Annotated in this window: 30 protein-coding genes; 16 read left to right on the top strand and 14 right to left on the bottom strand. The window is 69.3% G+C overall.

Annotation, left to right across the window (positions count from 1 at the left end):
- Positions 1 to 79: 79 nt before the first annotated feature.
- Positions 80 to 1,708 carry an alkaline phosphatase D family protein gene (locus RS883_RS16945; RefSeq protein ID WP_315761382.1) on the bottom strand — a complete coding sequence of 543 codons (1,629 nt, stop codon included), beginning with the start codon at positions 1,706 to 1,708 and terminating at the stop codon, positions 80 to 82.
- An 82-nt stretch (positions 1,709 to 1,790) separates the two neighbouring features.
- Here RS883_RS16945 and RS883_RS16940 point away from each other — a divergent pair, with 82 nt between their 5' ends.
- The gene (locus RS883_RS16940; protein ID WP_315761380.1) at positions 1,791 to 3,176 is read left to right on the top strand and encodes a DUF2029 domain-containing protein; all 1,386 of its coding nucleotides are present in this window, start codon (positions 1,791 to 1,793) and stop codon (positions 3,174 to 3,176) included.
- A gap of 125 nt (positions 3,177 to 3,301) precedes the next feature.
- Here RS883_RS16940 and RS883_RS16935 read toward each other — a convergent pair whose 3' ends face one another.
- Genes RS883_RS16935 through RS883_RS16925 form a run of 3 tightly spaced genes read right to left on the bottom strand, consistent with a single transcriptional unit; the run spans position 3,302 to position 5,998 of the window.
- On the bottom strand, positions 3,302 to 4,483 hold the full coding sequence (locus tag RS883_RS16935) for a glycosyltransferase (RefSeq protein ID WP_315761378.1): 1,182 nt from the start codon (positions 4,481 to 4,483) through the stop codon (positions 3,302 to 3,304).
- 4 nt (positions 4,484 to 4,487) lie between these two features.
- On the bottom strand, positions 4,488 to 5,018 hold the full coding sequence (locus RS883_RS16930) for a DUF2141 domain-containing protein (RefSeq protein ID WP_315761376.1): 531 nt from the start codon (positions 5,016 to 5,018) through the stop codon (positions 4,488 to 4,490).
- A complete protein-coding gene (locus RS883_RS16925) occupies positions 5,015 to 5,998 on the bottom strand; it encodes a hypothetical protein (protein WP_315761374.1) in 984 nt (327 codons plus the stop codon). The genes RS883_RS16930 and RS883_RS16925 overlap by 4 nt, the downstream gene beginning before the upstream one ends.
- Positions 5,999 to 6,143: 145 nt before the next feature.
- Here RS883_RS16925 and RS883_RS16920 point away from each other — a divergent pair, with 145 nt between their 5' ends.
- On the top strand, positions 6,144 to 7,241 hold the full coding sequence (locus RS883_RS16920) for a glycosyltransferase (protein WP_315761372.1): 1,098 nt from the start codon (positions 6,144 to 6,146) through the stop codon (positions 7,239 to 7,241).
- On the opposite strand, the gene maiA is transcribed toward RS883_RS16920, so the two are convergent.
- From maiA to pyrE, 5 genes are all read right to left on the bottom strand, one after another.
- Positions 7,204 to 7,839, bottom strand: a complete 636-nt coding sequence (maiA, locus tag RS883_RS16915) for a maleylacetoacetate isomerase (RefSeq protein WP_315761370.1) — start codon at positions 7,837 to 7,839, stop codon at positions 7,204 to 7,206. The two genes, RS883_RS16920 and maiA, sit on opposite strands and share 38 nt — an antisense overlap.
- The gene (gene lepB, locus RS883_RS16910) at positions 7,836 to 8,717 is read right to left on the bottom strand and encodes a signal peptidase I (protein ID WP_315761368.1); all 882 of its coding nucleotides are present in this window, start codon (positions 8,715 to 8,717) and stop codon (positions 7,836 to 7,838) included. The genes maiA and lepB overlap by 4 nt, the downstream gene beginning before the upstream one ends.
- Complete coding sequence (acpS, locus tag RS883_RS16905) at positions 8,717 to 9,130, bottom strand: holo-ACP synthase (protein ID WP_315761366.1); 414 nt, start codon at positions 9,128 to 9,130, stop codon at positions 8,717 to 8,719. The genes lepB and acpS overlap by 1 nt, the downstream gene beginning before the upstream one ends.
- Positions 9,131 to 9,278: 148 nt before the next feature.
- On the bottom strand, positions 9,279 to 10,007 hold the full coding sequence (locus RS883_RS16900; protein WP_315761364.1) for a pyridoxine 5'-phosphate synthase: 729 nt from the start codon (positions 10,005 to 10,007) through the stop codon (positions 9,279 to 9,281).
- Positions 10,004 to 10,588, bottom strand: a complete 585-nt coding sequence (pyrE, locus tag RS883_RS16895; protein ID WP_315761362.1) for an orotate phosphoribosyltransferase — start codon at positions 10,586 to 10,588, stop codon at positions 10,004 to 10,006. Before pyrE ends, RS883_RS16900 begins: the two co-directional genes overlap by 4 nt.
- Before the next feature lie 175 nt (positions 10,589 to 10,763).
- Here pyrE and coxB point away from each other — a divergent pair, with 175 nt between their 5' ends.
- From coxB to RS883_RS16855, 8 genes are all read left to right on the top strand, one after another.
- On the top strand, positions 10,764 to 11,957 hold the full coding sequence (gene coxB / locus RS883_RS16890) for a cytochrome c oxidase subunit II (RefSeq protein ID WP_315761360.1): 1,194 nt from the start codon (positions 10,764 to 10,766) through the stop codon (positions 11,955 to 11,957).
- Between the two features lie 3 nt (positions 11,958 to 11,960).
- Positions 11,961 to 13,646: a cytochrome c oxidase subunit I gene (gene ctaD / locus RS883_RS16885; RefSeq protein ID WP_315761358.1), complete on the top strand. Its 1,686-nt coding sequence runs from the start codon at positions 11,961 to 11,963 to the stop codon at positions 13,644 to 13,646.
- Between the two features lie 253 nt (positions 13,647 to 13,899).
- Complete coding sequence (locus RS883_RS16880) at positions 13,900 to 14,808, top strand: heme o synthase (protein WP_315761356.1); 909 nt, start codon at positions 13,900 to 13,902, stop codon at positions 14,806 to 14,808.
- Positions 14,805 to 14,930: a hypothetical protein gene (locus RS883_RS16875; protein WP_315761354.1), complete on the top strand. Its 126-nt coding sequence runs from the start codon at positions 14,805 to 14,807 to the stop codon at positions 14,928 to 14,930. Before RS883_RS16880 ends, RS883_RS16875 begins: the two co-directional genes overlap by 4 nt.
- Positions 14,930 to 15,466, top strand: a complete 537-nt coding sequence (locus RS883_RS16870) for a cytochrome c oxidase assembly protein (RefSeq protein WP_315761352.1) — start codon at positions 14,930 to 14,932, stop codon at positions 15,464 to 15,466. The genes RS883_RS16875 and RS883_RS16870 overlap by 1 nt, the downstream gene beginning before the upstream one ends.
- Before the next feature lie 49 nt (positions 15,467 to 15,515).
- A complete protein-coding gene (locus tag RS883_RS16865) occupies positions 15,516 to 16,412 on the top strand; it encodes a cytochrome c oxidase subunit 3 (protein WP_315761350.1) in 897 nt (298 codons plus the stop codon).
- The gene (locus tag RS883_RS16860) at positions 16,412 to 16,804 is read left to right on the top strand and encodes a DUF983 domain-containing protein (RefSeq protein WP_315761348.1); all 393 of its coding nucleotides are present in this window, start codon (positions 16,412 to 16,414) and stop codon (positions 16,802 to 16,804) included. The genes RS883_RS16865 and RS883_RS16860 overlap by 1 nt, the downstream gene beginning before the upstream one ends.
- The gene (locus tag RS883_RS16855; RefSeq protein WP_315761346.1) at positions 16,801 to 17,400 is read left to right on the top strand and encodes an SURF1 family protein; all 600 of its coding nucleotides are present in this window, start codon (positions 16,801 to 16,803) and stop codon (positions 17,398 to 17,400) included. The genes RS883_RS16860 and RS883_RS16855 overlap by 4 nt, the downstream gene beginning before the upstream one ends.
- Here RS883_RS16855 and RS883_RS16850 read toward each other — a convergent pair.
- The gene (locus RS883_RS16850; protein WP_315761344.1) at positions 17,397 to 17,834 is read right to left on the bottom strand and encodes a hypothetical protein; all 438 of its coding nucleotides are present in this window, start codon (positions 17,832 to 17,834) and stop codon (positions 17,397 to 17,399) included. The two genes, RS883_RS16855 and RS883_RS16850, sit on opposite strands and share 4 nt — an antisense overlap.
- A gap of 95 nt (positions 17,835 to 17,929) precedes the next feature.
- Between RS883_RS16850 and thrC the strand changes: the two genes are divergently transcribed.
- From thrC to RS883_RS16835, 3 genes are read left to right on the top strand one after another with little or no spacing between them, the layout of a single operon-like run.
- The gene (thrC, locus tag RS883_RS16845; protein ID WP_315761342.1) at positions 17,930 to 19,324 is read left to right on the top strand and encodes a threonine synthase; all 1,395 of its coding nucleotides are present in this window, start codon (positions 17,930 to 17,932) and stop codon (positions 19,322 to 19,324) included.
- Entirely contained in the window at positions 19,324 to 20,196 is an 873-nt protein-coding gene (locus RS883_RS16840) for a class I SAM-dependent methyltransferase (protein ID WP_315761340.1), read from the top strand. Before thrC ends, RS883_RS16840 begins: the two co-directional genes overlap by 1 nt.
- 58 nt (positions 20,197 to 20,254) lie before the next feature.
- A complete protein-coding gene (locus tag RS883_RS16835; RefSeq protein WP_315761339.1) occupies positions 20,255 to 20,542 on the top strand; it encodes a hypothetical protein in 288 nt (95 codons plus the stop codon).
- A 113-nt stretch (positions 20,543 to 20,655) separates the two neighbouring features.
- On the opposite strand, the gene RS883_RS16830 is transcribed toward RS883_RS16835, so the two are convergent.
- The 3 genes from RS883_RS16830 to RS883_RS16820 are packed head-to-tail and all read right to left on the bottom strand — an operon-like array spanning position 20,656 to position 22,261.
- Positions 20,656 to 21,291, bottom strand: coding sequence for a heme exporter protein CcmB (locus tag RS883_RS16830; RefSeq protein WP_315761337.1), 636 nt, complete (start codon positions 21,289 to 21,291; stop codon positions 20,656 to 20,658).
- Positions 21,288 to 21,854 (bottom strand): heme ABC exporter ATP-binding protein CcmA, encoded by a 567-nt coding sequence (ccmA, locus tag RS883_RS16825; RefSeq protein WP_315761335.1) that lies wholly within the window; start codon positions 21,852 to 21,854, stop codon positions 21,288 to 21,290. The genes RS883_RS16830 and ccmA overlap by 4 nt, the downstream gene beginning before the upstream one ends.
- A complete protein-coding gene (locus RS883_RS16820) occupies positions 21,851 to 22,261 on the bottom strand; it encodes a metallopeptidase family protein (RefSeq protein ID WP_315761333.1) in 411 nt (136 codons plus the stop codon). The genes ccmA and RS883_RS16820 overlap by 4 nt, the downstream gene beginning before the upstream one ends.
- Positions 22,262 to 22,302: 41 nt before the next feature.
- Between RS883_RS16820 and RS883_RS16815 the strand changes: the two genes are divergently transcribed.
- A complete protein-coding gene (locus RS883_RS16815) occupies positions 22,303 to 22,593 on the top strand; it encodes a 4a-hydroxytetrahydrobiopterin dehydratase (RefSeq protein WP_315761331.1) in 291 nt (96 codons plus the stop codon).
- A gap of 241 nt (positions 22,594 to 22,834) precedes the next feature.
- Here RS883_RS16815 and RS883_RS16810 read toward each other — a convergent pair whose 3' ends face one another.
- Positions 22,835 to 23,692 carry a LysR family transcriptional regulator gene (locus RS883_RS16810; RefSeq protein WP_315761329.1) on the bottom strand — a complete coding sequence of 286 codons (858 nt, stop codon included), beginning with the start codon at positions 23,690 to 23,692 and terminating at the stop codon, positions 22,835 to 22,837.
- 94 nt (positions 23,693 to 23,786) lie between these two features.
- Here RS883_RS16810 and RS883_RS16805 point away from each other — a divergent pair, with 94 nt between their 5' ends.
- On the top strand, positions 23,787 to 24,956 hold the full coding sequence (locus tag RS883_RS16805; protein WP_315761328.1) for an acyl-CoA dehydrogenase family protein: 1,170 nt from the start codon (positions 23,787 to 23,789) through the stop codon (positions 24,954 to 24,956).
- Between the two features lie 145 nt (positions 24,957 to 25,101).
- Positions 25,102 to 26,703: a carboxyl transferase domain-containing protein gene (locus tag RS883_RS16800; protein WP_315761327.1), complete on the top strand. Its 1,602-nt coding sequence runs from the start codon at positions 25,102 to 25,104 to the stop codon at positions 26,701 to 26,703.
- Positions 26,704 to 26,790: the final 87 nt, after the last annotated feature.

Genomic DNA, 26,790 nt, shown 5'->3' with positions numbered 1-26,790 from the left:
GGGAAGGCCTTGATTGTTTCGCGCTGCCAGCAGCGTTCCGTGGATGGGCCCCGGCCTTCGCCGGGGCACATTCTCGTGCTTACGCCATGACGTTCCGGCCGCGCGTCACCGTCGCCTTGTGTCCCACGCTGGCCGTCGCACGCCGCTTTCGGATGGTGTCGACGAACAGCCACTCGTTGGTCGCCGCATCCGGCGTGAGCGTCAGCGCCATGTAGCCGCGGCGCGAGGTGTCGCACCATTTGAGTTCCGGGTTCGCCGCGACCATCGCCGTGGCGACACGCTTGGGATCGATGCCGATCGCGCTTTCATAGCCGGGAGAGGTCACGCCCTGACCCGCGAATTCGACCGCGGCAGGGCGGTCGTCCTGCGCCAGGTCGTAGGCCCAGGCATTGTGGCTGTCGCCGGCGATGACGATCGTGCTGCCGCCATGCGCCTGCGCGGACTTGAGGAAACGCGCGCGCGCCGCCGGGTAGCCACCCCAATTGTCGAGGTTCGACGGCAGGCCGAGCCGGCTGGCGGTGACGCCCGCCTTCACATAGGCCTGCGTCCGGGCGGGCGCATCCGCCTTGATCCAGCCCAGCGCTTCCTCCGGCGCGCGGGTGTTGCCCATGATCGTGCCGAAGCCGACCACCTGCCAGCGCGTGCCGCCGCGCACCGACGCGGCCATCGCGGCGTCCAGCCAGCCCTCCTGCTCGGTGCCCATCATCGTCACCGCCGGGTCCTGCCAGGGACCATCGCGGAACGCCTTGAGCGCGGGCACCGGATCGCCGCCCTTCAGGAACAGGGGCGCGAGTTCGGGCGGCTGCGAGCGGGCGAACAGCCGCGTCTCCGTGCGATAGAGCGTGGCGAGGTCGCCGATCGCATAGGCCTTCCACGGCTCCTCGCTGACCGGCATCCATTCGCGGTAAGCCTGGACCGCGGCGTTGCGGCGGGTGCTCCATTCGCCTTCGTCGGGCGAATGGTTCTGGGCACCGCCTTCCCACGAATCATTGGCCGATTCGTGATCGTCCCACTGCACCACCATCGGCATCGCCGCATGCAGCGCCATCAGGTCGGGATCGGCGCGATAGCTGGCATAGCGCAGGCGATAGTCGGCGAGCGCGACGATCTCCTTGAACGGAAGCGGCACGCGGTTGGCGACGACGTCTTCCTTCGCCGGATAGTTGGCCGGCGCGTATTCGTAGATGTAGTCGCCGAGATGGATGGCGAGGTCGTAGTCCTCGCGCGCCGCGGCATGGGCATAGGCGTTGAAGAAGCCGAAGCCGTAATTCGAGCAGGAGAAGATCGCCGCCTTGAAGCTGCGCGCCGGGCCATCGGGCAGCGTCTTGGTCCGTCCCACGGGCGAGCGGCTGCCGTCGGGCGCGATGAAGCGGTAATGGTAGCGGGTGCCGCGCTTCAGCCCTTCGACCGCGATCTTGACGGTGTGGTCGCGCCAAGGGCCCGTCGTCATCTCGCCGCCCGCGACGACGCGCGCGAAGTCGGGCGTCTCGGCGATCTCGACCTTCACCTTGGCCGCGTCGCCGCCCGCGGGGACGTATCGGGTCCAGAGGAGCATCGAGTCAGCACCAGGTTCGCCGCTGGCGACGCCGTGGCTGAAGCCTTTCGCCTGGGTGATGTTCGCCTGACGCGCGAAGCCGGGCAGCGCGAAGGCGCCGAGCCCCAGCGTGCCGGTGACGATCAGCGAGCGGCGATCGATGCGGATGGTCATGTGCGTGCCCCCTTTTTGGTTCTGGACGCCGCCTTGGCGCGCGCATGTGGCGTCTGCATTACACGGTGGCTAAGACGCGGCGGTGCGTCCCTGGCCGATCCTGTCGCTGCTGCTGGTCCTGCTGCTCGCGCTCGCGCTGGCGCGGCCGATCGATCATGACGAGAGCCAGTATGTCGCCGCCGCGGTGCTGAGCGCCAAGGGGCTGCTGCCGTATCGCGACTATGCCTATCTCCAGACGCCGCTCCAGCCGCTGTTGTTCGCGCCGGTGGCGGCGCTGGCGGGGGCGTGGACCTGGCCGGCGCTCCGCCTCCTCAACGCGCTGCTCGGCTGGGCGGCGGTGGCGGCGACGTTCGTGGTGGCGCGGCGGGCCGCGGCGGGCGAGCGCGCGGCGCTGATCGCGGCGCTGGGCTTTACGGCGTGCGACATCCTCTTGTTCAGCGCGGCGATGGCGCGCAACGACGCGCTGCCCGCGGCGATGCTGGCGGGTGCGATGGTGCTGATTGCGGGACCGCCGACCCGCGCGCGTCGGTTCGTGGCGGGGCTGCTGCTGGCGGGCGCGGCGGCGGCGAAGGTGAGCTATGCACTGCCTGCCGCGGCGTACGGGGTCTGGACGCTGCTGGATCGGCGCGAGCGACCGGGCTGGGTCGCCGCCGGGGCGGTGCTGCCCGCGGCGGTGGTGCTGTGGCTGTGGTGGCTGGCGCCCGCCGATTTCGTGTTCGGCGTGCTGACCTTTCCCGCGCAGGCGCCGGCCGATTATTATGCCGATCGACCGTGGAAGCTGTCGCTGGCGGCGAAAGCGATCGACACGCTCAAGTTCCTGGCGCTCGGGCCTGCGCTCATCGCGACGTTCTTGGTCGTGCGTGAGCGGGTTGGGCGGGGGCCGTGGGTGTGGCTTGCTGGGGCAGGGCTGGTCGCGGCGCTGCTGCCGGAGCCGACGTGGCGGCAATATTTGCTGCCCACGTTGCCGCCGCTGTTCGTGCTCGCGGCGCTGGCGATCGAGCGGCGACCGGCGGGGCGGGGTTTGCGGATCGCAGCGGCGGTGTTCGTCGTAGCGGGGCTGGCGCCAAGTCTCATCGCTTTGTTCGGCGGCACGGGCATCGTCGCCGCGATGCAGGAGCGGACGGCGATCGCGGCGGCGCTGGACGGCGAGAACGGCGAGATCGCGACGCTGTCGCCGCAGTTCGTGGCCAATCCCGATCCGCGGTTCGCGACCGGGCCCTTCGCCTGGCGCATCCGGCGGTTTCTGCTGGCGGACGACGAAGTGCCGCGCCGGGTGGTTACGCCGCGGACCCTCGCGGCACAGTTTGGGACGCGCCCGCCAGCGGCGATCCTCGTCGGGGGTGAGGGCAAGTGGACCAGCGGCGACGATGCGCTTGAACGGCAGATGGAGGCTTGGGCGAAAGGGCAGGGGTGGCGTCGGGTGCCGGTGTCGGAGCGGTTCCGGCTTTGGCTACCGTCCGGCTCCTGACCTGACCCGTCAGGGCGCTTGAGGCACGTCCTTCGACGAGCTCAGGACGAACGGGGATAGACGGCGCACCCCCAACCGTTCGTGCTGAGCCTGTCGAAGCACGTGCCCCGTGCGCGGGCTTTGAGTCAGGCCGCCCGCGTCCGTCGCGCGGCGAGCAGCGTCTCGTAATAGGCCACCAGGTCGCGGGCATGATCGACGTCGGTTCGCACCTTGCCGGCCGCGGCGACGCTGGCGGCGCGCAGGATGCGCGGCTCGCGTGCGAACAGGCGGCGGATCGCCTGGGCCGCCGATCGCGCGTCCCGCGCGCGATAGGTCTCGGCAAAGGCGGGCTCGGCGAGTTCGGCGCAGCCGCCCTCGTCCGGAACGATCAACGGCAGGCCGCTCGCCAGCGCTTCGGAGGCGACGAGGCCGAACGGCTCGACATCGGACCCGTGTATCAACGCGTCGGCGCTGGCGAGGATACGGGTGAAGCGCTCGCTGTCGTAGACCGGCCGGAACAGGCGGATGTGCGGGCTTTCTGCAACGCGCTTGGCGAGCGCCCGGCGTTCCGGCCCGTCGCCGAGCAGGATCAGGCCGACAGGCAGGTCGGCGCCCGCACGCTCGACCGCGTCGATGACCAGCGGCCAGCGCTTTTCGCGGTGATGGCGGCCAAGGCCGAGCAACAGATGCCCCTCGGGCGGCAAGCCCACCTGCGCCAGCAGCGCCCGCCGCAGCCCCTCGTCGCGCCGTTCGGGCGAGAAGGCGCGGCGCGGGATGCCGAGCGGCATCGAGGCATGAACGCGGTGCCCGCGCGCCGCGAACCGCTTGGCGAGCGCAGGACCGTTGGTGACGAAGGCGTCGAACTGGGCAAGGAAGCGGTCGTAGCGGCGCGTGTACCAGCCGAACGCGCGCTCGATATTGCGGGGGCTCGCCAGCCCCTCGAACCAGCGCAGCGGATAGGCGGCCATGTTGTCGTTGTGCGCGAAGAATATTTTCACCGCATCGCCCTGCCAGTCGCCGACGATCGTCGCCGGACGCCAGGGCGAGCTCGTCTCGACCACGTCGGGCGCGAGCTCGTCGAGCAGGCGGGTGATCGGCTCGGCATCCCAGAACAGGCAGTAATTCTTGTCGACCACCATCGGCAGCGCCTTCACCCAGAAGATGCGGCCGCCGCCGGGGCGCTCCTCGACCCAGTCGGGATCGGTCGTGGCGGCGATGACGATCAGTTCGTGCCCGAGATCGGCCAGGATGCCCATCTTGCGGTCGATATAGGTGCGCACGCCGCCGCCGGTCGGCGAGTAGAATTCGTTGACGTCGACGATGCGCATGGGATCAGGTTCCGATCGGCGCGAAGCCGCCCAAGCCGCGCAGATACTGCGCGCGGATGTTGGTGGTGGTGACGCCCGATCCGACCTCGATCACCGCCTGCTCCACCTTGGGCCGGCTGCGGCCCAGCCGCTTGTTGCTGGCGAAGCCCGCGCCGTCCTTCCAGAAGTCGAACTTGTTGCGGCCGTCGCGGTCGTGGGTGAAGAGCAGCGCATAGCGGCCGGGGCGCGGCGCCTTGATGCACAAGGATACCTGGCCTTCGGCAGGCGTGTCGGCCCAGATCCGGCGAAAGAACTTGCCCTCCTTGGCAAGGTCGCGGTCGTCCTTGAGGAAATCCTCCTCGTTCGCGGGATAGAGCTCGAGCTTGAGGCGGCCGATGCGGTCCTTCAGGCCCATCACGTTGACGCGGATCGCCGGCCCGCCGCCGCCCACGCACGCCGCGCGGTCGCTGCCCAGTACCTCGCCCTGCGCGCCCGCGGGCGCGGCCAGCAAGGCGGCGGCGGCAGTTGCTGCGAGGGCCAATCGGTTCGACGTCATTTCTGCTTTTCCAACACGGCGTGAAGGCCGAAGCCGACGATCAGAACGACGTGCATCAGCAGCGTGAACGCCGCGGTCAGTGCCACCAGTTCGGAAAGCGCTTCGCCCTGTCCGATCAGTATGATGGCGAAGTTGGCGAAAAGAAGGTCCTTGTTGGGCACCAGCGGCAGGCGCGACACCAGCAGGCGACCGGCGGCGAGGAACAGCCACATGCCGATCGACACCTCCGGCATCGCGAAATGCCACGCGAGCGCGATCAGCGTCGACCCGCAGATGAGGCGCAGGCAGTGGACGCCGAACACCCACCAGAGCGTCGGCCGGTCGAGCGAGAAAACGCGGCGCGAGAAGATGAGGAAGGGGAGCGACATGCCGACGATGATCGTCGTCGACCAGGCGAGCGTGCGGAACTGATCGGGGGTCAGCAGCCCGGAGGCGAAGGGGAGCGCGACGACGATCATGCCGAGCGTGATCGCGTTGCCCGCGATCGCCGACAGGATCGACACGTCCTTGACCGCACCGAACGGGGCCGTGACCATCTTCATCCGCTGGCGTGCCCAGGCGTAGAAGAACGCCTCGCCCGAATAGCCGAACACCACCTCGTTCGCGATCCGCTTCTTGTGGAGCGCGATCATCCCCGACAGCGGCAGCCGCCAAAGCCGCCGGAAGATGACGTAGTCGAACGTCGGCGGCGACATGTAGAGGAGGAGGAAGCAGATATAGAAGGCAGGATGCGTCGGCACCGACTGTTCGAGCGCGAGCAGCCCTTCGTCGAACAGCTCGTGCGCGAGGCCGGCGACCATCGCGATGCTGAGCAGCGCGCCGAGGATCGCCGGCCAGCGGCGACGGATCTGGCGGATCGGTTCGAGGGCTTCGATCTCGGCCACAGGGGGCACGATGGGCGCAGCGGCAGCGGCAGGCGCCGCGGGGGATACGCCGTAATCGGGTTGCTTCACGGGGTCGGTCGTTCCGTCTCGGGCCATGTCGTCATGAAGATGGGCTCTTGCCGCGGCTACCGGCAAATGCCCGCACTGGCCCCCTGATCGGCCGCAGTCTGTCCGCCACGACTGGCGGATTGCGGTTCCATTGGCCGAAGATTTGGGCTTTTGCAGGGCACAAGGCAAGCCCATGACGATTCAGGCGCCCGCACGCGCGGGGCACATCCTCTCGTTTGCACAGACGCTGGCCGGCGGCGGGGTCGAGCGCGTGCTGCTGCGGCTGGCCGGATCGTGGGCGCAGCGTGGGCGGCGGGTGACGCTGGTGATCGGCGACGCGACGGGGCCATTGGCGGCGGAGCTGCCCGGCGGCGTCGAGGTCGCGGCGGGCGGGGGCGGCGGCTATGCCGCGCTTGCCGTAGCGGCAAGGCGGCAAGCCAGGGCGCTGGCGCCGGACGTGATCTTCTGTCCCGGCAACCATTATACCGGCGTGGCGGCGTCAGTGCGGCCGTTCGTGCGCGCGCCGATCGTCGCCAAGCTGTCGAATTCGCTGGCGGGCACGCACCGGGGTGTGGCGGACTTCGCCTATCGCCGCTGGCTGTCGCTGCACCCGCGCTTCGTCGACCATCTGGTGGCTATGACGCCCGCGTCGGCCGCGGAGGCCGAGCGGCTGATGCACATGCCGCGGGCGCGACTCAGCGTGATCGCCAACCCGCCGGCAGTGACGCGAGGCGGCGCGGCGGCGATCCCGCTTCCGGCCGGACGCTTCATCCTGGGCGTGGGGCGACTCGCGCCACAGAAGCGGTGGGACCGGCTGATTGCCGTGATGCCCCTGCTCGACCCCGACGTCGCGCTCGTCATCCTGGGGGAGGGCGCATTGCGGCCGGCGCTGGAGGCGCAGGTGGCGGCGCTGAACCTGTCCGCCCGCGTCCATCTGCCCGGCCATGTCGCGGACTCGCTGCCCGCGATGGCGCGCGCCACCGTCGTCGCGTTGACCTCGGAGCATGAGGGGGTGCCCGGCGCGATCCGTGAGGCGCTGGGGCAGGGGACCCCCGTCGTCTCGACCGATTCGAGCGTGGCGATCCCCGAACTGATCGATTCGCCGGCGAAGGGCAGCATCGTTGCGCGGGGCGAAGAGGACGCGCTCGTCGCAGCGCTGGCCAAATGGCTGGCGCCGGGAGCTCCGCGGCCATTGCCGACGATCGACCGCGGCGATCCAGCGGGGGACTACCTCGCGCTGTTCGATGCCCTGGTCAGCGCGGCGCCACCGCGTCGGGGTGCGCGGCGCTGACCGGCGGCAGCGCCTGCATCGCCGCGTCGATCGCGGTCAGTCGGGGATAGGGCGACAGGTCGAGATCGAAGCGCCGCGCATTGTAGAGCTGCGGCACGAGGCACACGTCCGACACGTCGGGCGAGTCGCCGCCCAGGAACGCGCCGTCGCCCGCCATCGCCTCCAGCGCTGACAGTCCTTCCGCCACCCAGTGCCGGTACCAGTCGTCGCGACCGGCATCGTCGACGCCGAACTGATGCTTCAATCGCTTGAGCACGCGCAGATTGTTGAGCGGGTGGATGTCGCACGCGATCACCAGCGCGCGCGCCATCGCGTCGGCGCACTCCAGCGGATCGGCGGGGATCAGCCGCGGCTCGGGATGCGCGGCGTCCAGCCACTCGACGATGGCGAGGCTCTGGACCAGCATCCGCCCGCCCGGTAGCTCGAGCACGGGCACGAACCCTTGGGTGCTGCGCGCCAGATGCTCCGGGCTGCGCTGGTCGCCGTTCAGCAGCGAAACGTCGTGCCGCGCATAGTCCAACCCCTTGAGGTTGAGCGCGATACGGACGCGATAGCTGGCCGAGGAGCGGTAGTAATCGTGAAGGACGTAGCCGCTCACGATGCCGCGGGCTCGCGATCCGGGTGGAGCGAGGTGCCGGCACGACCCGGCCGCAACGCGCCCCACCAGGTCAGCGGGTTCCAGTTGGCCGTCCCGTCGAGCGAAAAGGTGATGAATTCGGCGCGGCCGCCGATATTCTCCCACGGCACCGGTCCGCCCAGGCCGCCCTGGTCGAGCGGGAAGCGGCTGTCGGCCGAATTGTCGCGATTGTCGCCCATCAGGAACACATGGCCATCGGGCACCGTCACCGGTCCGAACACGTCGCCATAGCTGTATTCGATGTCGGCGGTGTCATAGGTCGCGCCGCCCGGCAGCGTCTCGCGATAGATGGCGATGCGGCAGGCGGGCTTGCCGTCGGCGCCGCGGACCAGCGCGCCCGGGTAATGGTCGGGGTCGCAGCGCGTGTTGGCGTCGACGGGGATCAACCGGTCGCCCATCGACTTCCGCGGCACCGCCTGGTCGTTGAGGAACAGCTGGCCCGCGCGCATCTCGATCGTGTCGCCGGGCAGGCCGATCACCCGCTTGATATAGTCGGTGCGCGATCCCGGCGGCGTCACGATGACGACGTCGCCGCGCGCCGGCAGCCGGCCGAACAGCCGCCCGGCGATCGGCGGCAATAGGTGGAAGGTCGGCGAGATGAACGAATAGCCGTACGGGTACTTCGTCACCACCAGCCGGTCGCCGACGAGCAGCCCCGGCATCATCGATTCGGATGGGATGTAGAAGGGCTTGGCCACGAAGCTGTGGAAGCCGAGCACCACCAGGATCAGCACCGCGATGCTGCGCACTTCGCCCAGCCAGTCGGTGCTGCCCTTCTTCTTCTCGGGCCGATCATGGGCAGGCGTTTCGTTGTTCAGCGTCAGCTCGTCGGTTGCCATCAGGCCTTTGTCTCCAGCGGCACCGCCTCGATAATGACGAACGCCTGCGCCCAGGGATGATCGTCGGTCAGCGTCAGATGCACGCGGGCGAAGTGGCCATCGGGCGTCAGGGCGTCAAGCCTCGCCTTCGCACCCCCGGTGAGTTCGAGCGTCGGCGCGCCGGAGGCTGCGTTGACGACGCCGATGTCGCGCATGAACACACCCGCCTTGAACCCGGTGCCTACCGCCTTGGAAAACGCCTCCTTGGCGGCGAAGCGCTTGGCGAGCGTGCCCGCGCGGGTATGGGGGCGGCGCGCAGCCTTGGCCTGTTCTCGATCGGTAAAGACGCGGTCGAGGAAGCGCTGGCCGAAGCGGTCGAGCGAGTTCTGGATTCGCTCGATGTTGCAGAGGTCGGAGCCGAGGCCGACGATCATTGTAAGCACCTCCCCGGTACGGGGAGGGGGACCGCCCGCGAAGCGGGGAGTGGAGGGGTGGCGGCGAAGCCGCCGTGCCGGCGGCCCCCTCCACCATTGCTGCGCAATGGTCCCCCTCCCCGTCCCGGGGAGGTGCTGAAAAGCATCCTCACCGCGCCGCGTCCATCAGCTCGCGCATCCGCCGCACCACTGGCCCCAGCCCGTCGAAGATCGCCTCGCCGATCAGGAAATGCCCGATGTTGAGCTCGCGCACCTGCGGGATCGCGGCGATCGGCGCGACATTGTCGAAGGTGAGGCCGTGGCCCGCATGGACCTCGATCCCGTTCTTGGCGGCGAGCGCGGCGGCGTCGGCGATGCGGCGAAGCTCGGCTGTCTGCGCCTCGCCCTCCAGCTCGCAATAGCGGCCGGTGTGGAGTTCGACCACCGGCGCGGCGAGGCGCAGCGCCGCCTCGATCTGACGCGCGTCGGGCTCGATGAAGAGCGAGACGCGGATGTTCGCGGCGCCGAGCTCGGCGACCATCGGGGCGAGGTGATTGTGCTGCCCGGCCGCGTCGAGACCGCCCTCGGTCGTGCGCTCCTCGCGTCGTTCGGGCACGATGCAGGCGGCGTGCGGACGGTGGCGGAGCGCGATGCCCAGCATCTCCTCGGTCGCCGCCATTTCGAAGTTGAGCGGGATGGTCAGGCCATCGGCCAGCCGGGCGATGTCGTCGTCGGTGATGTGCCGCCGATCCTCGCGCAGGTGCGCGGTAATGCCGTCGGCGCCCGCCTCCGCCGCCAGCAGCGCCGCGCGGACGGGGTCGGGATAGCCCGACCCGCGCGCGTTCCGGACGGTCGCGACATGGTCGATATTGACGCCCAGGCGCAGATGCTCGCTCACGCCGCCGCCCGGCTCCCCGGCTTGATCGCGGGAATGGCCGCGAGTTCGGGGGGGAGGGCGTTGGCGGTATAGGTCGGCACGTCGATGCGGATCAGCGGAATGAAAGGGACGCCGAGTTCGGCGCTGCCGCCCGACCGGTCGACGAGCGACGCGGCCGCGACCACCTCGCCACCCGCGCGGCCGATCGCGGCGATCGCCTCGCGGCTCGAAAGGCCGGTGGTGACGACGTCCTCCATCATCAGCACGCGCGTGCCGGGATCGAGGCGGAAGCCGCGGCGAAGCTCGAACACGCCCTCCGGCCGTTCCAGGAACATCGCCGGCACGCCGAGCGCGCGGCCCATCTCGTGCCCGGCGATGACGCCGCCCATCGCGGGCGAGACGACGGCCTGGATCGACTCGCGAAGGTCGGCGGGCAGGCGGGCGACCAGCGCCTCGGCCAGCCGCGCGCCGCGCCGCGGGTCCATCAGCACGCGCGCGCACTGAAGATAGCGCGGGCTGCGCAGGCCGGAGGAGAGGATGAAATGCCCCTCGAGCAGCGCATCGGCGGCCCGGAACTCGCCAAGGATCTCGTCTTCGGTCATGCGCCGCTGATTAGTGGCGCGCGCGCCCGCCCGCAACATGGCGCGCCGAAAGAAGGGGTGCGCGGGCGCTTGAGGCCAGCGGAAAGCGTGCGTATAGGCCCGGGAAGAAGCGTCCTTCGCCGGCGCTTGGCGCGGCCATCGGCCGTGCAATGAGAATGTGGGATGACCTGAGACGATGCGCAAACAGGGACTGACGATTTTGGCGCTTGCGGCCTCGCTGGCGATCGCCGGCGGCGCGGGGGCGCAGACGCCGGCGGCGCCGACCGCCGCTGCCGACGCACCTGCCGCGACGACGGCGACCGCGCCCGCCCCGGGTGCGCCCGCGGCCGGGGCGCCGGCGGCGTCGCCCGCCACGGCACCGGCGCCCGCCGCCGTGGCCAAGCCTGCCGACCCGACGCTCAATGCCGCGGGTCAGCCGCTCTTGACGCCGCGCGACGGCATCGGCCAGCCGAGCGACCGCGCGATCGGCATCCAGCACCAGGCGACGGACCTGGGCGAAAGTGCCAAGTGGTTCCATAACGCGATCCTGCTGCCGGCGATCACCTTCATCTCGCTGCTCGTGCTAGGCCTGATCGGCTGGGTCGTTGTACGCTATCGCCGCGGTGCCAACCCGACGCCGTCGAAGACCAGCCACAACACGGTGATCGAGGTGATCTGGACCGCCGCGCCGGTCATCATCCTGGCGCTGATCGCGATCCCGTCGATCCGCCTGCTCGCCGCGCAGTACACGCCCGCGCCCGACAATGCCGTGACGCTGAAGGCGATCGGCAACCAGTGGTTCTGGAGCTACGAGTTCCCCGACCATGGCGGCTTCTCGGTCACCGCCAACATGCTCAAGGAGCAGAGCGAGGTCCCGGCCGGCCAGCGTTACCGCACCGCCGCCGACGGTCCGCGCCTGCTGGCGGTCGACAATCGCATCGTCCTGCCGGTCGGCGTGCCGATCCGCCTGATCACCACCGCCAACGACGTGATCCACAGCTGGGCGATGCCGGCATTCTGGGTCAAGCTCGACGCGGTGCCCGGACGCCTCAACGAGACGAGCTTCACCATCAAGGAGCCGGGCCTCTATTTTGGCCAGTGCTCCGAGCTGTGCGGCGCGCGGCATGCGTACATGCCGATCGCCGTCGAGGCGGTGGCGCCTGAGGTGTTCGCGCGCTGGGTCGCGTCGAAGGGCGGCACGATGCCGGGTGCGGCGGCTGCCGCGGCGCCCGCGACCGCGCCGGTGCCGCAGCCCGGCGCCGACAATGCCGACGACACGGCCACGCCCGCCACGGGTACCGGCCCCACCATTCCCGCCGCCGCCGAGGCGGTCACTTCCAACCAGTCTGCCGAAGGCGTCGCTGGCGGCAGCGGTCGGACGGAAAACTGAGCCATGACCGACACCGCACTCAATCCTTCCGCCTTCCAGGCGCATGACGATCATGGCCACCACCATGACGCCGGCCACGACCATCCGGGCTTCTTCGCCCGCTGGTTCATGTCGACCAACCACAAGGACATCGGCACGCTGTACCTGATCTTCGCCATCCTGGCGGGGATCATCGGCGGCGGGATCTCGGGCCTGATGCGCGCCGAGCTCGCCGCGCCCGGCATCCAGTATCTGCCGACCTGGGCGGCGATGCTGTCGGGCGGCGACGTGACGTTCGATCAGGCGCTCAACCTGTGGAACGTGCTCATCACCGCGCACGGCCTCATCATGGTGTTCTTCATGGTGATGCCGGCGATCATCGGCGGGTTCGGCAACTGGTTCGTGCCGATCATGATCGGTGCGCCGGACATGGCGTTCCCGCGCATGAACAACATCTCGTTCTGGCTGCTGCCGCCGTCGTTCCTGCTGCTGCTCGCCTCGCCCTTCTTTGGGTCGGGCGCCGGCACGGGCTGGACGGTCTATGCGCCGCTTTCGACCTACGGCTCGCCTGGGCCTGCGGTCGACATGGCGATCCTGTCGCTCCACTTGTCGGGCGCCAGCTCGATCCTGGGCGCGATCAACTTCATCACCACCATCTTTAACATGCGCGCGCCGGGCATGACCCTGCACAAGATGCCGCTGTTCGTGTGGTCGGTGCTGGTTACCGCGTTCCTGCTGCTGCTCGCGCTCCCCGTGCTTGCCGCGGCGATCACGATGCTGCTGACCGATCGTAACTTCGGCACGACCTTCTACGATCCGGCCGGCGGCGGCGACCCGGTGCTCTACCAGCACCTGTTCTGGTTCTTCGGCCACCCCGAAGTGTACATCATGATCCTGCCGGGCTTCGGCATCGTCAGCCAGATCGTCGCGACGTTCAGCCGCAAGCCCGTGTTCGGCTATCTCGGCATGGCGTACGCCATGGTCGCCATCGGCGTCGTCGGCTTCGTCGTGTGGGCGCACCACATGTTCACGACCGGTCTGAGCGTGAACACCAAGATGTACTTCACCGCCGCGACGATGGTGATCGCGGTGCCCACGGGCATCAAGATCTTCAGCTGGATCGCGACGATGTGGGGCGGCTCGATGAGCTTCAAGACCCCGATGGTCTGGGCGATCGGCTTCATCTTCATGTTCACCGTCGGTGGCGTGACCGGCGTAGTGCTCGCCAATGGCGGCGTCGACGACTATATGCACGACACCTATTACGTGGTGGCGCACTTCCACTACGTGCTGTCGCTGGGCGCGGTGTTCGCGCTGTTCGCGGGCTTCTACTACTGGTTCCCCAAGATGTCGGGGAAGATGTACAACGAGTTCCTCGGCCAGCTGCACTTCTGGGTGTTCTTCATCGGCGTGAACGTGCTGTTCTTCCCGATGCACTTCCTGGGCCTGCAGGGCATGCCGCGTCGCTACCCCGACTATCCGGACGCCTTTGCGTACTGGAACCACATCGCCAGCGTCGGCTACGGCATCATGGCGCTGGGCGTGGTGATCTTCCTCGTCAACGTCTTCCTCTCGCTGTTCGCGGGCAAGAAGGCGGAGGGCAATCCGTGGGGCGAGGGCGCGACGACGCTCGAGTGGACGCTGACCAGCCCGCCGCCGTTCCACCAGTTCGAGACGCTGCCCGTCATCGACGACGGCAAGCATCACTGATCGGTTCGATCCGGCGCTAACGAAGAGGGCGGTCCTAATGGGCCGCCCTTTTTGGTTCGCGCAGAGGCGCAGAGAGCGCAGAGGGGCCGCTCTGACCGCGAAGCGGCCGCTCCGATGCCGAGCGTTGCGAAGAGCGCCGTTGGCGCCTTGCCTGCTCTCTGCGCTCTCTGCGCCTCTGCGCGAACAGACCCGCCCGCCCACGTTAACCCACGTCTCTTCCCCCTCGCGCCGGTTGACGTTATGGGCAGGGCCCATGACCCCCACCGCATCGACCCTGACGGCCGTGCCGCCGGTCGCCGACTGGCGTGACTTCCTGGCGCTGACCAAGCCGCGCGTGCTGACGCTCGTCGTGTTCACCGGCCTTTGCGGGCTGCTCGCTGCGCCTGTGAGCGTGCATCCGGTGATCGGCTTTACCGCGATCCTGTGCCTCGCGATGGCGGCGGGCGCGGCGGGCGCGCTCAACCAGTGGTACGAGTCGGACATCGATGCCCTGATGAAGCGCACCCGGGCGCGGCCCTTGCCGGCCGGCCGGATGACGCGCGAATCGGCGCTGCATTTCGGCGTCGGGCTGGGCGGCTTTTCGGTCGTGCTGATGGGGTTGGCGACCAACTGGGTGGCGGCCGCCATCCTGCTCGTCTCGATCCTGTTCTACGTCCTCGTCTATACCGTGTGGCTGAAGCGCCGGACGCCACAGAACATCGTCATCGGCGGTGCGGCGGGTGCCTTCCCGCCGATGATCGGCTGGGCCGCGGCGACGGGCGACGTGACGCTGCTGCCGGTGCTGCTCTTCAGCCTGATCTTCCTGTGGACGCCGCCGCATTTCTGGGCGCTCGCGCTGTTCGTGAAGACCGATTACGGCAATGCCGGCGTGCCGATGCTGCCCGTCGTCGCGGGCGAGCGGGTGACGCGCCAGCAGATCGGCCTCTACACGCTGCCGATGGCCGCCGCCGCGATCGCGCCTTGGCCGCTGGGCCTGGTCGGCTGGATCTATGGCGGGACCGCGGTGGTCACGACCGCGATCTTCGCCGCGCTTGCCACGGTGGTGACGCTTCGGACCAGCGATGCCGAGATGAAGGCCGAGAAGCAGCTCTTCAAATTCTCGATCCTCTATCTCTTCATCCTGTTCGGCGCGCTGGTCGCCGATCGCTGGCTGCTCGCATGAGCCCGGAGGACGAGCGGATGATCCGCGGCCGCCAGAAGAGCCGTGCGACCGTGATGGCGCTGCTGCTCGGCGGCTTCGTCGTGCTCGTGTTCGCGATCAGCATCGTCAAGATGAGCCACTGATGGACCGCAACGCCCGCACCGCGATGCTTGCCGTGATCGGCGTGGTCAGCATGGGTGGCCTCGGCTTTGCCAGCGTGCCGCTCTACCGCGTCTTCTGTCAGGTGACAGGCCTCAACGGCACGACGCAGACGGCGGATGCGGCGCCCGGCGCCGTCCAGGGCAAGATCGTCACCGTCGCGTTCGACAGCAACGTGTCCAAGGACATGCCCTGGCAGTTCGCGCCCGAGCAGCGGACCGAGCGCGCGGCGCTGGGCGCGCGCAAGATGGCGTTCTTCACCGCCAAGAACCTGTCTGACAAGCCGGTCACCGGCACCGCGACGTTCAACGTCACCCCCGATCAGGCGGGCAAGTATTTCAGCAAGATCCAGTGCTTCTGCTTTTCCGAGCAGACGCTGAAGCCGGGCGAGGAGGTGCGCATGCCGGTGGTCTATTTCGTCGATCCGCGGATCGCCGATGACCCCGATGCGTCCAGCGTCCAGGAGATCACGCTCAGCTACACCTTTTACCCGGTGGATTCAGGCAAAAAGCCAAGCTAGAGCACAGGGCAAGACCGCCTGGGACAGGCGACACGACAGGGACGAGTAGATGGCCGGCGCCAAGAACCACGATTACCATATTCTGCCCCCCAGCGCGTGGCCGCTGATCGGATCGATGTCGGCGCTGGGCATGGCGTCGGGCGGCATCATGTGGATGCACGAGACGGTGGGCGGCGGCTGGCTGTTCCTCGCCGGCCTCGCGGGCGTGCTGTTCACCATGTATTGCTGGTGGGCCGATGTGGTGCGTGAGGCGCATGCCGGCGACCACACGCCGGTCGTGCAGCTCCATCTGCGCTATGGCATGATCCTGTTCATCGCCTCGGAGGTGATGTTCTTCCTCGGCTGGTTCTGGGCGTTCTTCGACTATTCGCTGTTCCCCGTGCCCGTGGAATATGCCGAGGGCGCGGTGTCGGTCGCGGCCGACGCGGTCGCCTCCTGGCCGCCCAAGGGGCTGGAGGTCATCAACGCCTTCGAATTCCCGCTCCTCAACACCTTCATCCTGCTCCTCTCCGGCACGACCGTCACCTGGGCGCATCACGCGCTGATCCATGGAGAGCGCGGCGGCGAGAAGACGGGGATCTGGGGCCTGATCGGCGTCGGCAATCGTGATGGCGTGCTGAAGGGGCTGTGGCTCACCATCCTGCTGGGTCTGCTGTTCAGCTCGATCCAGGCCTATGAATACGCCCACGCGCCGTTCGACTTCGGCAAGTCGAACTACAGCTCTGCCTTCTACATGGCGACCGGCTTCCACGGCTTCCACGTCGCGGTCGGCACGATCTTCCTGATCGTCAACCTCGTCCGCGCCTATCGCGGCCACTTTACCCCGCGCCAGCATTTCGGGTTCGAGGCGGCGGCCTGGTACTGGCACTTCGTCGACGTGGTGTGGCTGTTCCTGTTCGTCGTCGTCTATGTCTGGGGCGGCTGGGGCGCACCGGCGCACGGCTGATGCCAAAGGACAATCAGGGGGTCGGCGTGCCGGACGGTGCGCCGGCCCCCTTGTTCGTTCAGGCGACGCGCGGCCTCTGCCCACGCTGCGGCGCGCCGACGCTGTTCGCGGGCGTGCTGCGCTTCGCCGATCGCTGCCCGGCCTGCTGCCTGGACTTCTCCGCCTTCAACGTCGGTGACGGCGCGGCGGCGTTCCTGACGCTCGGCATCGGCACGATCGTCACCATTCTCGGCATCGTCGTCGAGCTCGCCTGGTCACCGCCCTGGTGGGTGCATGTCGCGCTGTGGCTGCCGCTGACGATCGCATCGGTCATGCTGACGACGCGCTGGACCAAGGCGGCGCTGGCCGCGCTCGAGTGGCGCAACGGCGCGGGCGAGGGGCGGATCAAGTGACGCGCCGCGTGCCGATCCTCGCCACCGCGATCGTCCTGCTCGCAGCGGCGACGATGGTAGGGCTGGGCATCTGGCAGCTCCAGCGGCGCGAGGCGAAGCATGCGCTGCTCGCCAGCTTCGCGCACAATGCCGCCCTGCCCGAGCGTGCGCTGGCGCTGCCGGTGCGCGACGACATGCTGTTCTCGCGCGTGGCGGCGACCTGCACCGCGCCGTCGCCGCCGACGCGATCGGCGGGTCGTAGCGCGGGCGGCGTGAGCGGCTATCGCTTCCTCGTCACCTGCCGCGAAGGCTTCGTGGTCGACCTGGGCGTCGCGAGCGATCCGCGGCTGACGCCGACCTGGGCGGGCGGCGCGGTGCGCGGCGTGCTGACACGCGCGCCCGATTCGACGTCGTTCATCGCGCGGCTGTTCGGCGCGCGGCCTAGCCCGGCGCCGATGGTGGTGCCGGCTACCGCGCTCGCCCCCGGCCTGTTGTCCAGCCGCGCGCCCGATCCGGCAAACGTGCCCGACAATCATCTCGCCTATGCCGTTCAGTGGTTCGCCTTCGCCGCGCTGGCGCTCATCATCTACGCCGTTGCGCTCAGGCGGCGGCGCTAGCGGCGGACGCCGTCGCGCGCCTCGCTTTCGCGGCGGAGCTTCTCGAGTGCCGCCGGGCTTTCGGCACCCAGGTAGGGCCGGGCAGGCGGCGCATCGCGCGAACATCGCCGAGCCCGAGGCGCGTGGGCCCTCCACCGCGCATTATAGCCGCCCATGCGGTTCCGACGCAGCAGCCAGCGCCCGCGTAGTGCTCGCGCGAAATAGGTGTGCTGTACCGTCTGGACCGACAGGCGCTCGGCGCCGCCGCCGGGCCGATCCACGGTGAGATCGACGAACCACGGCCAACTCATGACGATCGAGCCGTCCTCCAGCTCGGGAACGGGTGCCGGGACTTGCGCCGCGATCGTCCCGGTTACGATCCGGTCGTAGCAGTCCTCCGCCGCCTGCACGGGCATCGCGACACATGCGGCAAGGATGGGAAGCAGCCAGCGCATCGGCATTGTCTAGCAGCGCGCGATACCCAAAGCATCCGCCCGTCAACCAACCCTTGCATTGCTCCGCGTCCCCCACGCGCCTAAGCGAACCGGCCATGCGGTATGTGAGCACCAGGGGGAGCGCGCCCGTCCTCGATTTCGAGGGCGCGACGCTGGCGGGGTTGGCGTCGGACGGCGGGCTGTATGTGCCCGAGACATGGCCGAGCTTCTCGGCGGACGAGATCGCCGCGATGGCCGGGCTCGACTATGTCGAGACGGCGGTGCGGGTGATGGCGCCGTTCGTCGCGGGCAGCCTGGACGAGGCCGAGCTTCGCGCGCTGTGCACCGCCGCCTATGGCCGCTTCGCGCACAAGGCGTTGACGCCGCTCGTCCAGCTGGAGAGCGACCAGTGGCTGCTCGAGCTGTTCCACGGGCCCACGCTGGCGTTCAAGGACGTCGCGCTGCAGCTCGTCGGCCTGTTGTTCGAGCGCTTCCTGACGGGCGCGACTGAGCCGCTGACGGTGATCGGTGCAACCAGCGGCGATACCGGCTCGGCGGCGATCGATGCGCTCGCTGGCCGCGTCGGCGTCGACATCTTCATGCTTCACCCGCATGGCCGCGTCAGCGACGTGCAGCGGCGGCAGATGACGACGGTGCTCGCGCCGAACGTCCACAACATCGCGATCGAGGGCGACTTCGACACCGCGCAGGCGCTGGTCAAGGCGATGTTCCGCGATTCCGCTTTCAGCGGCAGGTTCAAGCTGTCGGCGGTCAACTCGATCAACTGGGCGCGGCTGATGGCGCAGGTGGTCTATTATTTCTACGCCGCGGTGCGGCTGGGCGCGCCCGGGCGGCCGGTGGCGTTCAGCGTGCCGACCGGCAACTTCGGCGACGTGTTCGCGGGCTATGTCGCGGCAAGGATGGGGCTGCCGATCGAGCGGCTGGTCGTCGCGACCAACGTCAACGACATCCTCCACCGCGCGCTGTCGTCGGGCGATTATTCGAGCGGAACGGTGACGCCGACCGCGACGCCGTCGATGGACATCCAGGTGAGCTCGAATTTCGAGCGGCTGCTGTTCGACCTGGGTGGCCGCGACGGCGGTGCGCTCGCGGCGCAGATGGCCGGGTTCGAATCAAGCCGCGCGATGCGGCTGACCAATGCACAGTCGCAAGGATCGGCGGCGCTGTTCCGCAGCATGGCGGTGGACGAAAGCGGCATGGCCGCGGCGATGGCGCGCGCGTGCGACGGGGCGGGGCAGGTGCTCGATCCGCATACCGCGATCGGTTACGCCGCCGCGATCCAGCACAAGGGCGAGGCGCCGATGGTGACGCTCGCCACCGCGCATCCGGCCAAGTTCGTCGATGCGGTCGAACGCGCGGTCGGCGTGCGGCCGGCGCTGCCGCGCCGTGTCGGCGACCTGTTCGATCGCGAGGAGCGCTATGACGTGCTGCCCGCGACGTTCGAGGCGGTGACGGCGTACATCGCCGAGCGGGCGAAGCCGCGCGGCTGATGGCGCTGGTCACGCTCACGGGGGAGCCCTGGGCCGATTACGGCCTGATCGATACGGGGCATGGTCGAAAGCTGGAGCGCTATGGCCGCTTCCGCTTCATCCGGCCCGAGCCGCAGGCGATGTGGGCGCCCGCGAGCGACCAGTGGAAGGCGGACGGCGAGTTCATCCCCGGTGCCGACGACGACGGCGGCGGGCGCTGGCAATTGTCGCCGGACGTGCCGCAGGGCGGCTGGCCGCTGTCCTGGCGGGAGGTCAGCTTCACCGCGAGCAACACGCCGTTCCGGCACCTGGGTTTCTTTCCCGACATGGCGCCCGTCTGGGACTGGATGCGCGAGCGGATCGACGGCGCGGCCGAGCCTGAATGCCTCAACCTGTTCGGCTATACCGGCGTCGGCACGCTGGCGCTGGCGGCGGCGGGTGCGCGGATGGTGCATGTCGACGCCAGCAAGAAATCGGTCGAGGCGGCGCGCGGCAATGCTTCGCTGTCCGACATGGCCGACAAGCCGGTCCGCTGGCTGGTCGAGGATGCGGGCAAGTTCGTCGCGCGCGAGGTGCGGCGGGGGCGGCGCTATGACGGGATCATCCTCGACCCGCCCAAATGGGGCAGGGGGCCGAATGGTGAGGTCTGGAAGCTGGAAGAGGGTCTGCCCGGCCTCATCGCCGATTGCCGGCAGCTACTCGATGCGGACAGCCGGTTCCTGTTCCTCACCGTTTATGCCGTGCGGCTGTCGGCAATCGCGATCGGCGAGCTCGTCCGCCAGCACTTCGCCGACCTGCCCGGCCGCGTCGAAGCGGGCGAGCTGACGGTGCGCGAGGAAGCGCGGCGGCTGGAACTGCCGACGGCGCTTTTCGCACGGTGGTCGCGGGACTAAGCCGGTTGGCGCCGGGGGCGTTCGGGTGTAGCTTTGGGCGAATCCAGGAGGTTGCCGCATGACCAGCCGCACGCTTGCCGGACCGCGACACTGGCGTCTGATGCTTTGGGGCGCGATTGCCGCGCTCTACCTGCTACCCGTCACCGCGATGTTGCTCAACGCCGACGCGCACTGGACCGCATTCGACTTTGCCGCGGCGGCGGTGTTGCTGGTCGGACTTGGCGTGGCGATCGAGCTGGCGGTGCGATTCGCACCATCGACGCGCGCTCGTGTCGTGCTCGGCGGATCGGCGGTGCTATGCGTCGCGCTGATCTGGGCAGAAGGCGCGGTCGGCCTCTTCGACTGACGCTTCTCCCCTCCCTGGAAGGGAGGGGTCGGGGGTGGATGGGTTCGTAGCGGAGGTTGCCCTCGCCACCGACCCACCTCCAGCCCCCCCTTCCAGGGAGGGGAGAAGGTTGCCTAACCCCGCCCGATCTTCATCGCCGCGCCCGCCACGAACGGTGCACCGGCGAGTAGCAGCAGCGAGACCGCGCCGAGCAGCTTTAGCGCGCCCGGTCCCTCGCCAGCGCCGAAGATCAGGAGCGGGAGGGCGAGCGGCAGCATGACCAGCCCCGCGACCGCGCCCGCTCCGCGGAGCCCGGCGGTGAGCGCGCCCGTCGCGACCGCGAGCGCCGCGAGGCCCGGTGTGCCGATCGCCAGGCCCGTCAGCACGCGCACCAACGTCGTCGCATCCATGCCGAGCAGCCCCGCCGCGACGACGCAGGCGAGCATCAGTGGCGGGCCGAAGCCGAGCCAGTGGCCCGCGGTCTTGGCCAGCGCGACGCCGGTGTCTGACAGGCCACGCGTGGCGAACTGGTCGATGACGCCGGCCTCCATATCGGGGCCGACCAGCCGCTCGACAGGCATCAGCGCTGCGAGCAAAGCTGCCGACCAGACGACGCCGCCCGCAATCCGGCCGAGCAGCCTGGCATCGGGGCCGACCGCGAAGGGAAAGAGGATCGAGACGAGGAGGAAGAAGGCGATCGGCAGCATCACGCCGCCGCCGACCCAGGCGCGCCGAAGCTCGCGCCAGGCGATCGCGGCGAATGCGGTCACAGGCGGAGGTCCTGCGCGGCGGGAAGGGCGACGGGCACATGGCTCGCCACCAGCACTGCGCCGCCGCTCGCCCGATGCGCCTCGATCGCCGCCTCCAGCGATTTGACCGAGGCGGCGTCGAGGCCGTTTGCAGGCTCGTCGAGCAGCCACAGGGGCGCGCCGCTCGCGATGACGCGGGCGAGCGCGGCGCGTTTGCGCTGGCCGGTCGAGAGGAAGCGGACGGGGACTTCGGCGAGATGGTCGATCCCCATCGCGGCCAGCGCCCGCGGCACGCGATCGCGGTGGCCGTCGAGCGCTGCCCAGAAGCCGAGCGCTTCGCCGAGCGGCAACTCGGCATCGAGCGCCGCCGCTTCCGCCGCCAATGCCGCCGGGCCGCCCCGCTCGATCCGGCCGGCGGCAGGCGCAGCGAGGCCGGCGGCGAGGCGAACCAGGCTCGACTTGCCGATGCCATTGGGACCGGTCAGCAGCGCCGCCTCGCCGGGGGCGAGCGCAAAGCTCAGCCCCTCGAACAGCCGGCGACCGCCGCGGTCGCAGGCGACGTCGTGAAAGGCGAGCAGGCTCACCCGGCAGCGGCTTCGAGCGCGTGCATGTCGTCATCGGACAGGCCGAAATGATGCCCGACCTCGTGCACCACGACATGATGCACCAGCGCGTCGAGCGCGACGCCGGCTTCGATCCACTCCCACAGGATCGGCAGGCGATAGAGGTGGATGCGGTCGGGCAACGCGCCCGAATCGAAGCTCGATTTTTCGCCGATCGGACGGCCGTGATAGATGCCGGTCAGCTCGATCGGATCCTCGATACCGAGATCGTCCAGCACCGCTTCGTCGGCATAGTCCTCGACGATCAGCACGACGCCGGCAAGATGCTCGGCAAATGGCGCGGGAATGCGCGCGAGCGCGGCGCGGGCGAGCGTCTCGATCGCGGCGGCGTCGGGGGCGACTTGGCAAGCGGGGGCGGGTTCGGCCATGAGGGCGGCATAGCAAGCGCAAGGACCCAAGGGGAGCGGGCATGATCGAGCCGTTGAGCGAAGCCGAGCGCGTCGAGGCGCTGGAGGACCTGCCCGACTGGGACCATGACGAGGGCCGCGACGCGATCACGCGCAGCTTCGCCTTCGTCGACTTCTCGGAGGCGTTCGGGTTCATGACGCGGGTGGCGCTCCTGGCCGAGAAGGCGGACCATCATCCCGAATGGTCGAATGTGTATAACCGTGTGGAAATCCTGTTGACGACGCACGACGCCGGCGGACTATCGGCTCGCGACATCGACCTGGCGCAGGCGATCGACGCGCTGGTGGATTGAGGGCGGGCGATTTGCGAATGCGGCGCTTGCGGCCTCACCGCGCTTCCCGTCCTTGCAGGACAGGATTCATTTGTATCCTGTCCCCCACCGTTCGTCCTGAGTAGCCGTCGAGTAGCGCATTGGCGCGTATCGAGATGGCGTACCGAAGGATGTTGGTGTTCGGGGCGGTGCTTCGATACGCGACCTCGATACGCCCTGCGGGCTAATCGGCCGCTACTCAGCACGGACGGAGGGGAGGTGGTCAGGTTCGCAACGCATCCCGCATCGCCCGATAACTCCGCGACGCGCCCGCCCTGGCTGCGCCTTCCGGGTCCACCAGCATCGCCACGCGCCGCCGCCGGTCGAAGCCGGCCAACTCCGCCATCGCGATGCCGGGACCTGCGAAGCACGCGGGCATCACCGTGATGCCGAGCCCCGCGCGGACATGCGCGAGCGCCCATTCGTCGTTGGTCGTGCGCGCGGCCATGAAGGGGCGGACGCCGCGGTCGGTGAAGTAGCGGCTGACCGCGGCCAGCGCCTCGCAATGGCGGCGGACCAGCATCGTCTCGTCGGCGAGGTCGTCGGCGGTGACGCGCTCGCGCGCTGCAAGGCGGTGGCCGGCGGGCATCGCGACGGCATAGCCCTCCTCGAACAGCAGTTCGCCGGTGAACGTCCCTTCGGCGGGCGCGACGACGGCATCGAGGCGGCGGCGGTCGAGCCGGGCGATGAGGTCGCGGCGGGTGCCCTCGACCAGTTCCAACCGCTCGTCCGGGGCGGCCGTGCGGGCGGCGGCGACCGCGCGCTCGACCAGCGCCACCGGCAGCGACGGCGCGATGCCGATCCGCACCAGACGGGCGGGCGCGGCGTCGGCGGCGGCGCGCTCGGCCTCGGCGAACTCGGCCTCGATCCGGCGGGCGTGGGTGAGGAGGCGCGTGCCCGCGGGCGTCAGCTCGACACGGCGGCTGTCGCGTTCGAGCACCGGCGCGCCGACCAGCCGTTCCAGCTTGGCGATGCCCGCCGACAGCGTCGGCTGCGAAACGCCGGCCGCACGGGCGGCGCGCGAGAAGTTGCCATGATCGACGACGCCCAGAAAATAGCGCAGCAGATAGCGGTCGATCATAGATGCCATCTATCGCCTCGATCCGCCGGCATCAATTTCCCACGCAACTGCCGACCCGCTAGAGTGTTCGGAAACCGGCATTCCGGGAGAGGACATGACCCCCGATTTCGACTTCGCGCTCGGCGAAAGCGCCGACATGATCCGCGACGTGACGCAGCGCTTCGCGTCCGACCGCATCGCGCCGCTCGCTGCCCGCATCGATGCCGAGGACTGGTTCCCGCGCGACGAGCTGTGGGCGCCGATGGGCGAGCTCGGCCTGCACGGGCTGACCGTGGCGGAGGCAGATGGCGGGCTTGGGCTCGGCTATCTGGAGCATGTCGTCGCGTGCGAGGAAGTGGCGCGCGCCTCCGCCTCAATCGGGCTCAGCTATGGCGCGCATTCGAACCTGTGCGTCAACCAGATCGCGCGCTGGGCCAACCCGGAGCAGAAGGCCAAGTATCTGCCCAAGCTCATCTCCGGCGAGCATGTCGGGTCGCTGGCGATGTCGGAGGCGGGGGCCGGGTCCGACGTCGTCTCGATGAAGCTCAAGGCCGCCCCGGTCGAGGGCGGGTGGCGGCTCAACGGCACCAAATTCTGGATCACCAACGCGGCCTATGCCGACACGCTCGTCGTCTATGCCAAGACGGGCGAGGGGTCGCGCGGGATCACGACGTTCCTGATCGGGAAGGACATGCCCGGCTTCTCGATCGGGCAGAAGATCGACAAGATGGGGATGCGCGGCTCGCCGACCGCCGAGCTGGTGTTCGACGACTGCTTCGTGCCTGCCGACAATGTGATGGGGCCGGAGAATGGCGGCGTCGCGGTGCTGATGTCGGGCCTCGATTATGAGCGGACGGTGCTGGCGGGCATCCAGCTTGGGCTCATGCAGGCGTGCCTGGATGTCGTGCTGCCCTATCTTCGCGAACGCAAGCAGTTCGGTCAGCCGATCGGCAGCTTCCAGCTGATGCAGGCCAAGGTCGCCGACATGTATGTCGCGCTCAATTCGGCGCGCGCCTATGTCTATGCGGTGGCAAGGTCGTGCGATGCGGGGCGGACGACGCGCTTCGATGCGGCGGGCGCGATCCTGCTGGCGAGCGAGAATGCCTTCAAGGTCGCTGGCGAAGCGGTGCAGGCGCTGGGTGGGGCTGGCTATACCAAGGACTGGCCCGTCGAGCGGTTCCTGCGCGACGCCAAGCTGCTCGACATCGGTGCGGGGACCAACGAGATTCGGCGGATGCTGATCGGGCGCGAGCTGATCGGCGCGCCCGAGCGGGTGGCGCAGTGAGGGGTGTGTTGATCCTCCCCGAAACGGGGAGGGGGACCGCGCCCGCAGGGCGTGGTGGAGGGGGGCTGCCGCAGGCGTTCCGCTCTTGGCCATCCCCCTCCACCATGCTTCGCATGGTCTTCCTCCCCGTGCCGGGGAGGATCGTTTGACCGCCCCCGTCCTCTCCACCGCCGTCCAGCCGGACAGCGACACCTTTCGTGCCAACGCCGCGCACAACCGCGCGCTGGCCGAGCGGCTCCGCGCCGACGTCGCCAAGGCCGGGCTTGGCGGCAGCGAGACGGCGCGAGCGAAGCATACGGCGCGCGGCAAGCTCCTTCCCCGCGAACGGGTGGAGCGCCTGCTCGACCCCGGATCGCCGTTCCTCGAGATCGGCCAGCTTGCCGCGTTCGACCTCTATGACGGCGAGGTGCCCGGCGCCGGCGTGATCGCCGGCATCGGCCGCGTGTCTGGCCGGTCGGTCATGATCGTCGCCAACGACGCGACGGTGAAGGGCGGCACCTACTTCCCAATGACGGTGAAGAAGCATCTGCGCGCGCAGGAGATCGCCGAGGCGAACCGGCTGCCGTGCATCTATCTGGTCGATTCGGGCGGAGCCAACCTGCCGCACCAGGCCGAGGTGTTCCCCGATCGCGAGCATTTCGGCCGGATCTTCTTCAACCAGGCGAACATGAGTGCCAAGGGCATCGCCCAGATCGCCTGCGTGATGGGCAGTTGCACCGCGGGCGGCGCCTATGTCCCCGCAATGAGCGACGAGAGTGTCATCGTCCGTAATCAGGGCACGATCTTCCTCGCCGGCCCGCCGCTGGTGAAGGCGGCGACGGGGGAGGAGATCAGCGCCGAGGATCTGGGCGGCGGCGACCTGCACGGCCGGCGATCGGGCGTGGTCGACCATGTCGCCGAGAATGACGAGCATGCGCTGACGATCGTCCGCGACATCGTCTCGACTTTGCCCGCCGATCTTGCCCACGGGTTGACGCTCCGCGAGCCGCGCGCGCCGAAATATGCCGCCGATGAGCTCTACGGTATCGTGCCGCAGGACGTGCGTGCGCCGTACGATGTGCACGAGGTGATCGCGCGGCTGGTCGATGGCAGCGAGTTCCACGAGTTCAAGGCGCTGTACGGGTCGAGCCTGGTCTGCGGCTTCGCGCATATCTGGGGCATGCCCGTCGCGATCCTCGCCAACAACGGCGTGCTGTTCAGCGAAAGTGCGGTCAAGGGCGCGCACTTCATCGAGCTCGCCTGCCAGCGGCGCGTGCCGCTCCTGTTCCTCCAGAACATCTCCGGCTTCATGGTCGGCGGCAAGTACGAGGCGGAGGGGATCGCCAAGCACGGCGCCAAGCTCGTCACCGCGGTCGCGACGGCGAGCGTGCCCAAGCTGACCGTGCTGATCGGCGGCAGCTTTGGCGCGGGCAATTACGGGATGTGCGGGCGCGCCTATTCCCCCCGCTTCCTGTTCAGCTGGCCCAATAGCCGGATCAGCGTGATGGGCGGCGAGCAGGCAGCCTCGGTCCTCGCCACCGTCCACCGCGATGCGGCCGGCTGGTCGCCGGAGGAGGCGGAGGCGTTCAAGGCGCCGATCCGCCAGCGATACGAGGACGAGGGTAATCCCTGGCACGCGACGTCGCGACTGTGGGACGACGGCATCGTCGATCCCGTGCAGACGCGCGACGTGCTCGGGCTGGCGCTGGCGGCAAGCCTCAACGCGCCGGTGCCGGAGCGGCCGTCGTTTGGCGTGTTCCGGATGTGAGGGTGGGGGCGGCCAAAGCACCTCCCCGGAACGGGGAGGGGGACCGTTCGGCGCAGCCGAATGGTGGAGGGGTCGTGCCGCCTGCCC

It is taken from the genome of Sphingomonas sp. Y38-1Y (assembly GCF_032391395.1).
Lineage (GTDB): Bacteria > Pseudomonadota > Alphaproteobacteria > Sphingomonadales > Sphingomonadaceae > Sphingomonas.
The sequence above is the reverse complement of the archived record's forward strand: the minus strand, read 5'-3'. Positions and strand labels throughout refer to the sequence as shown.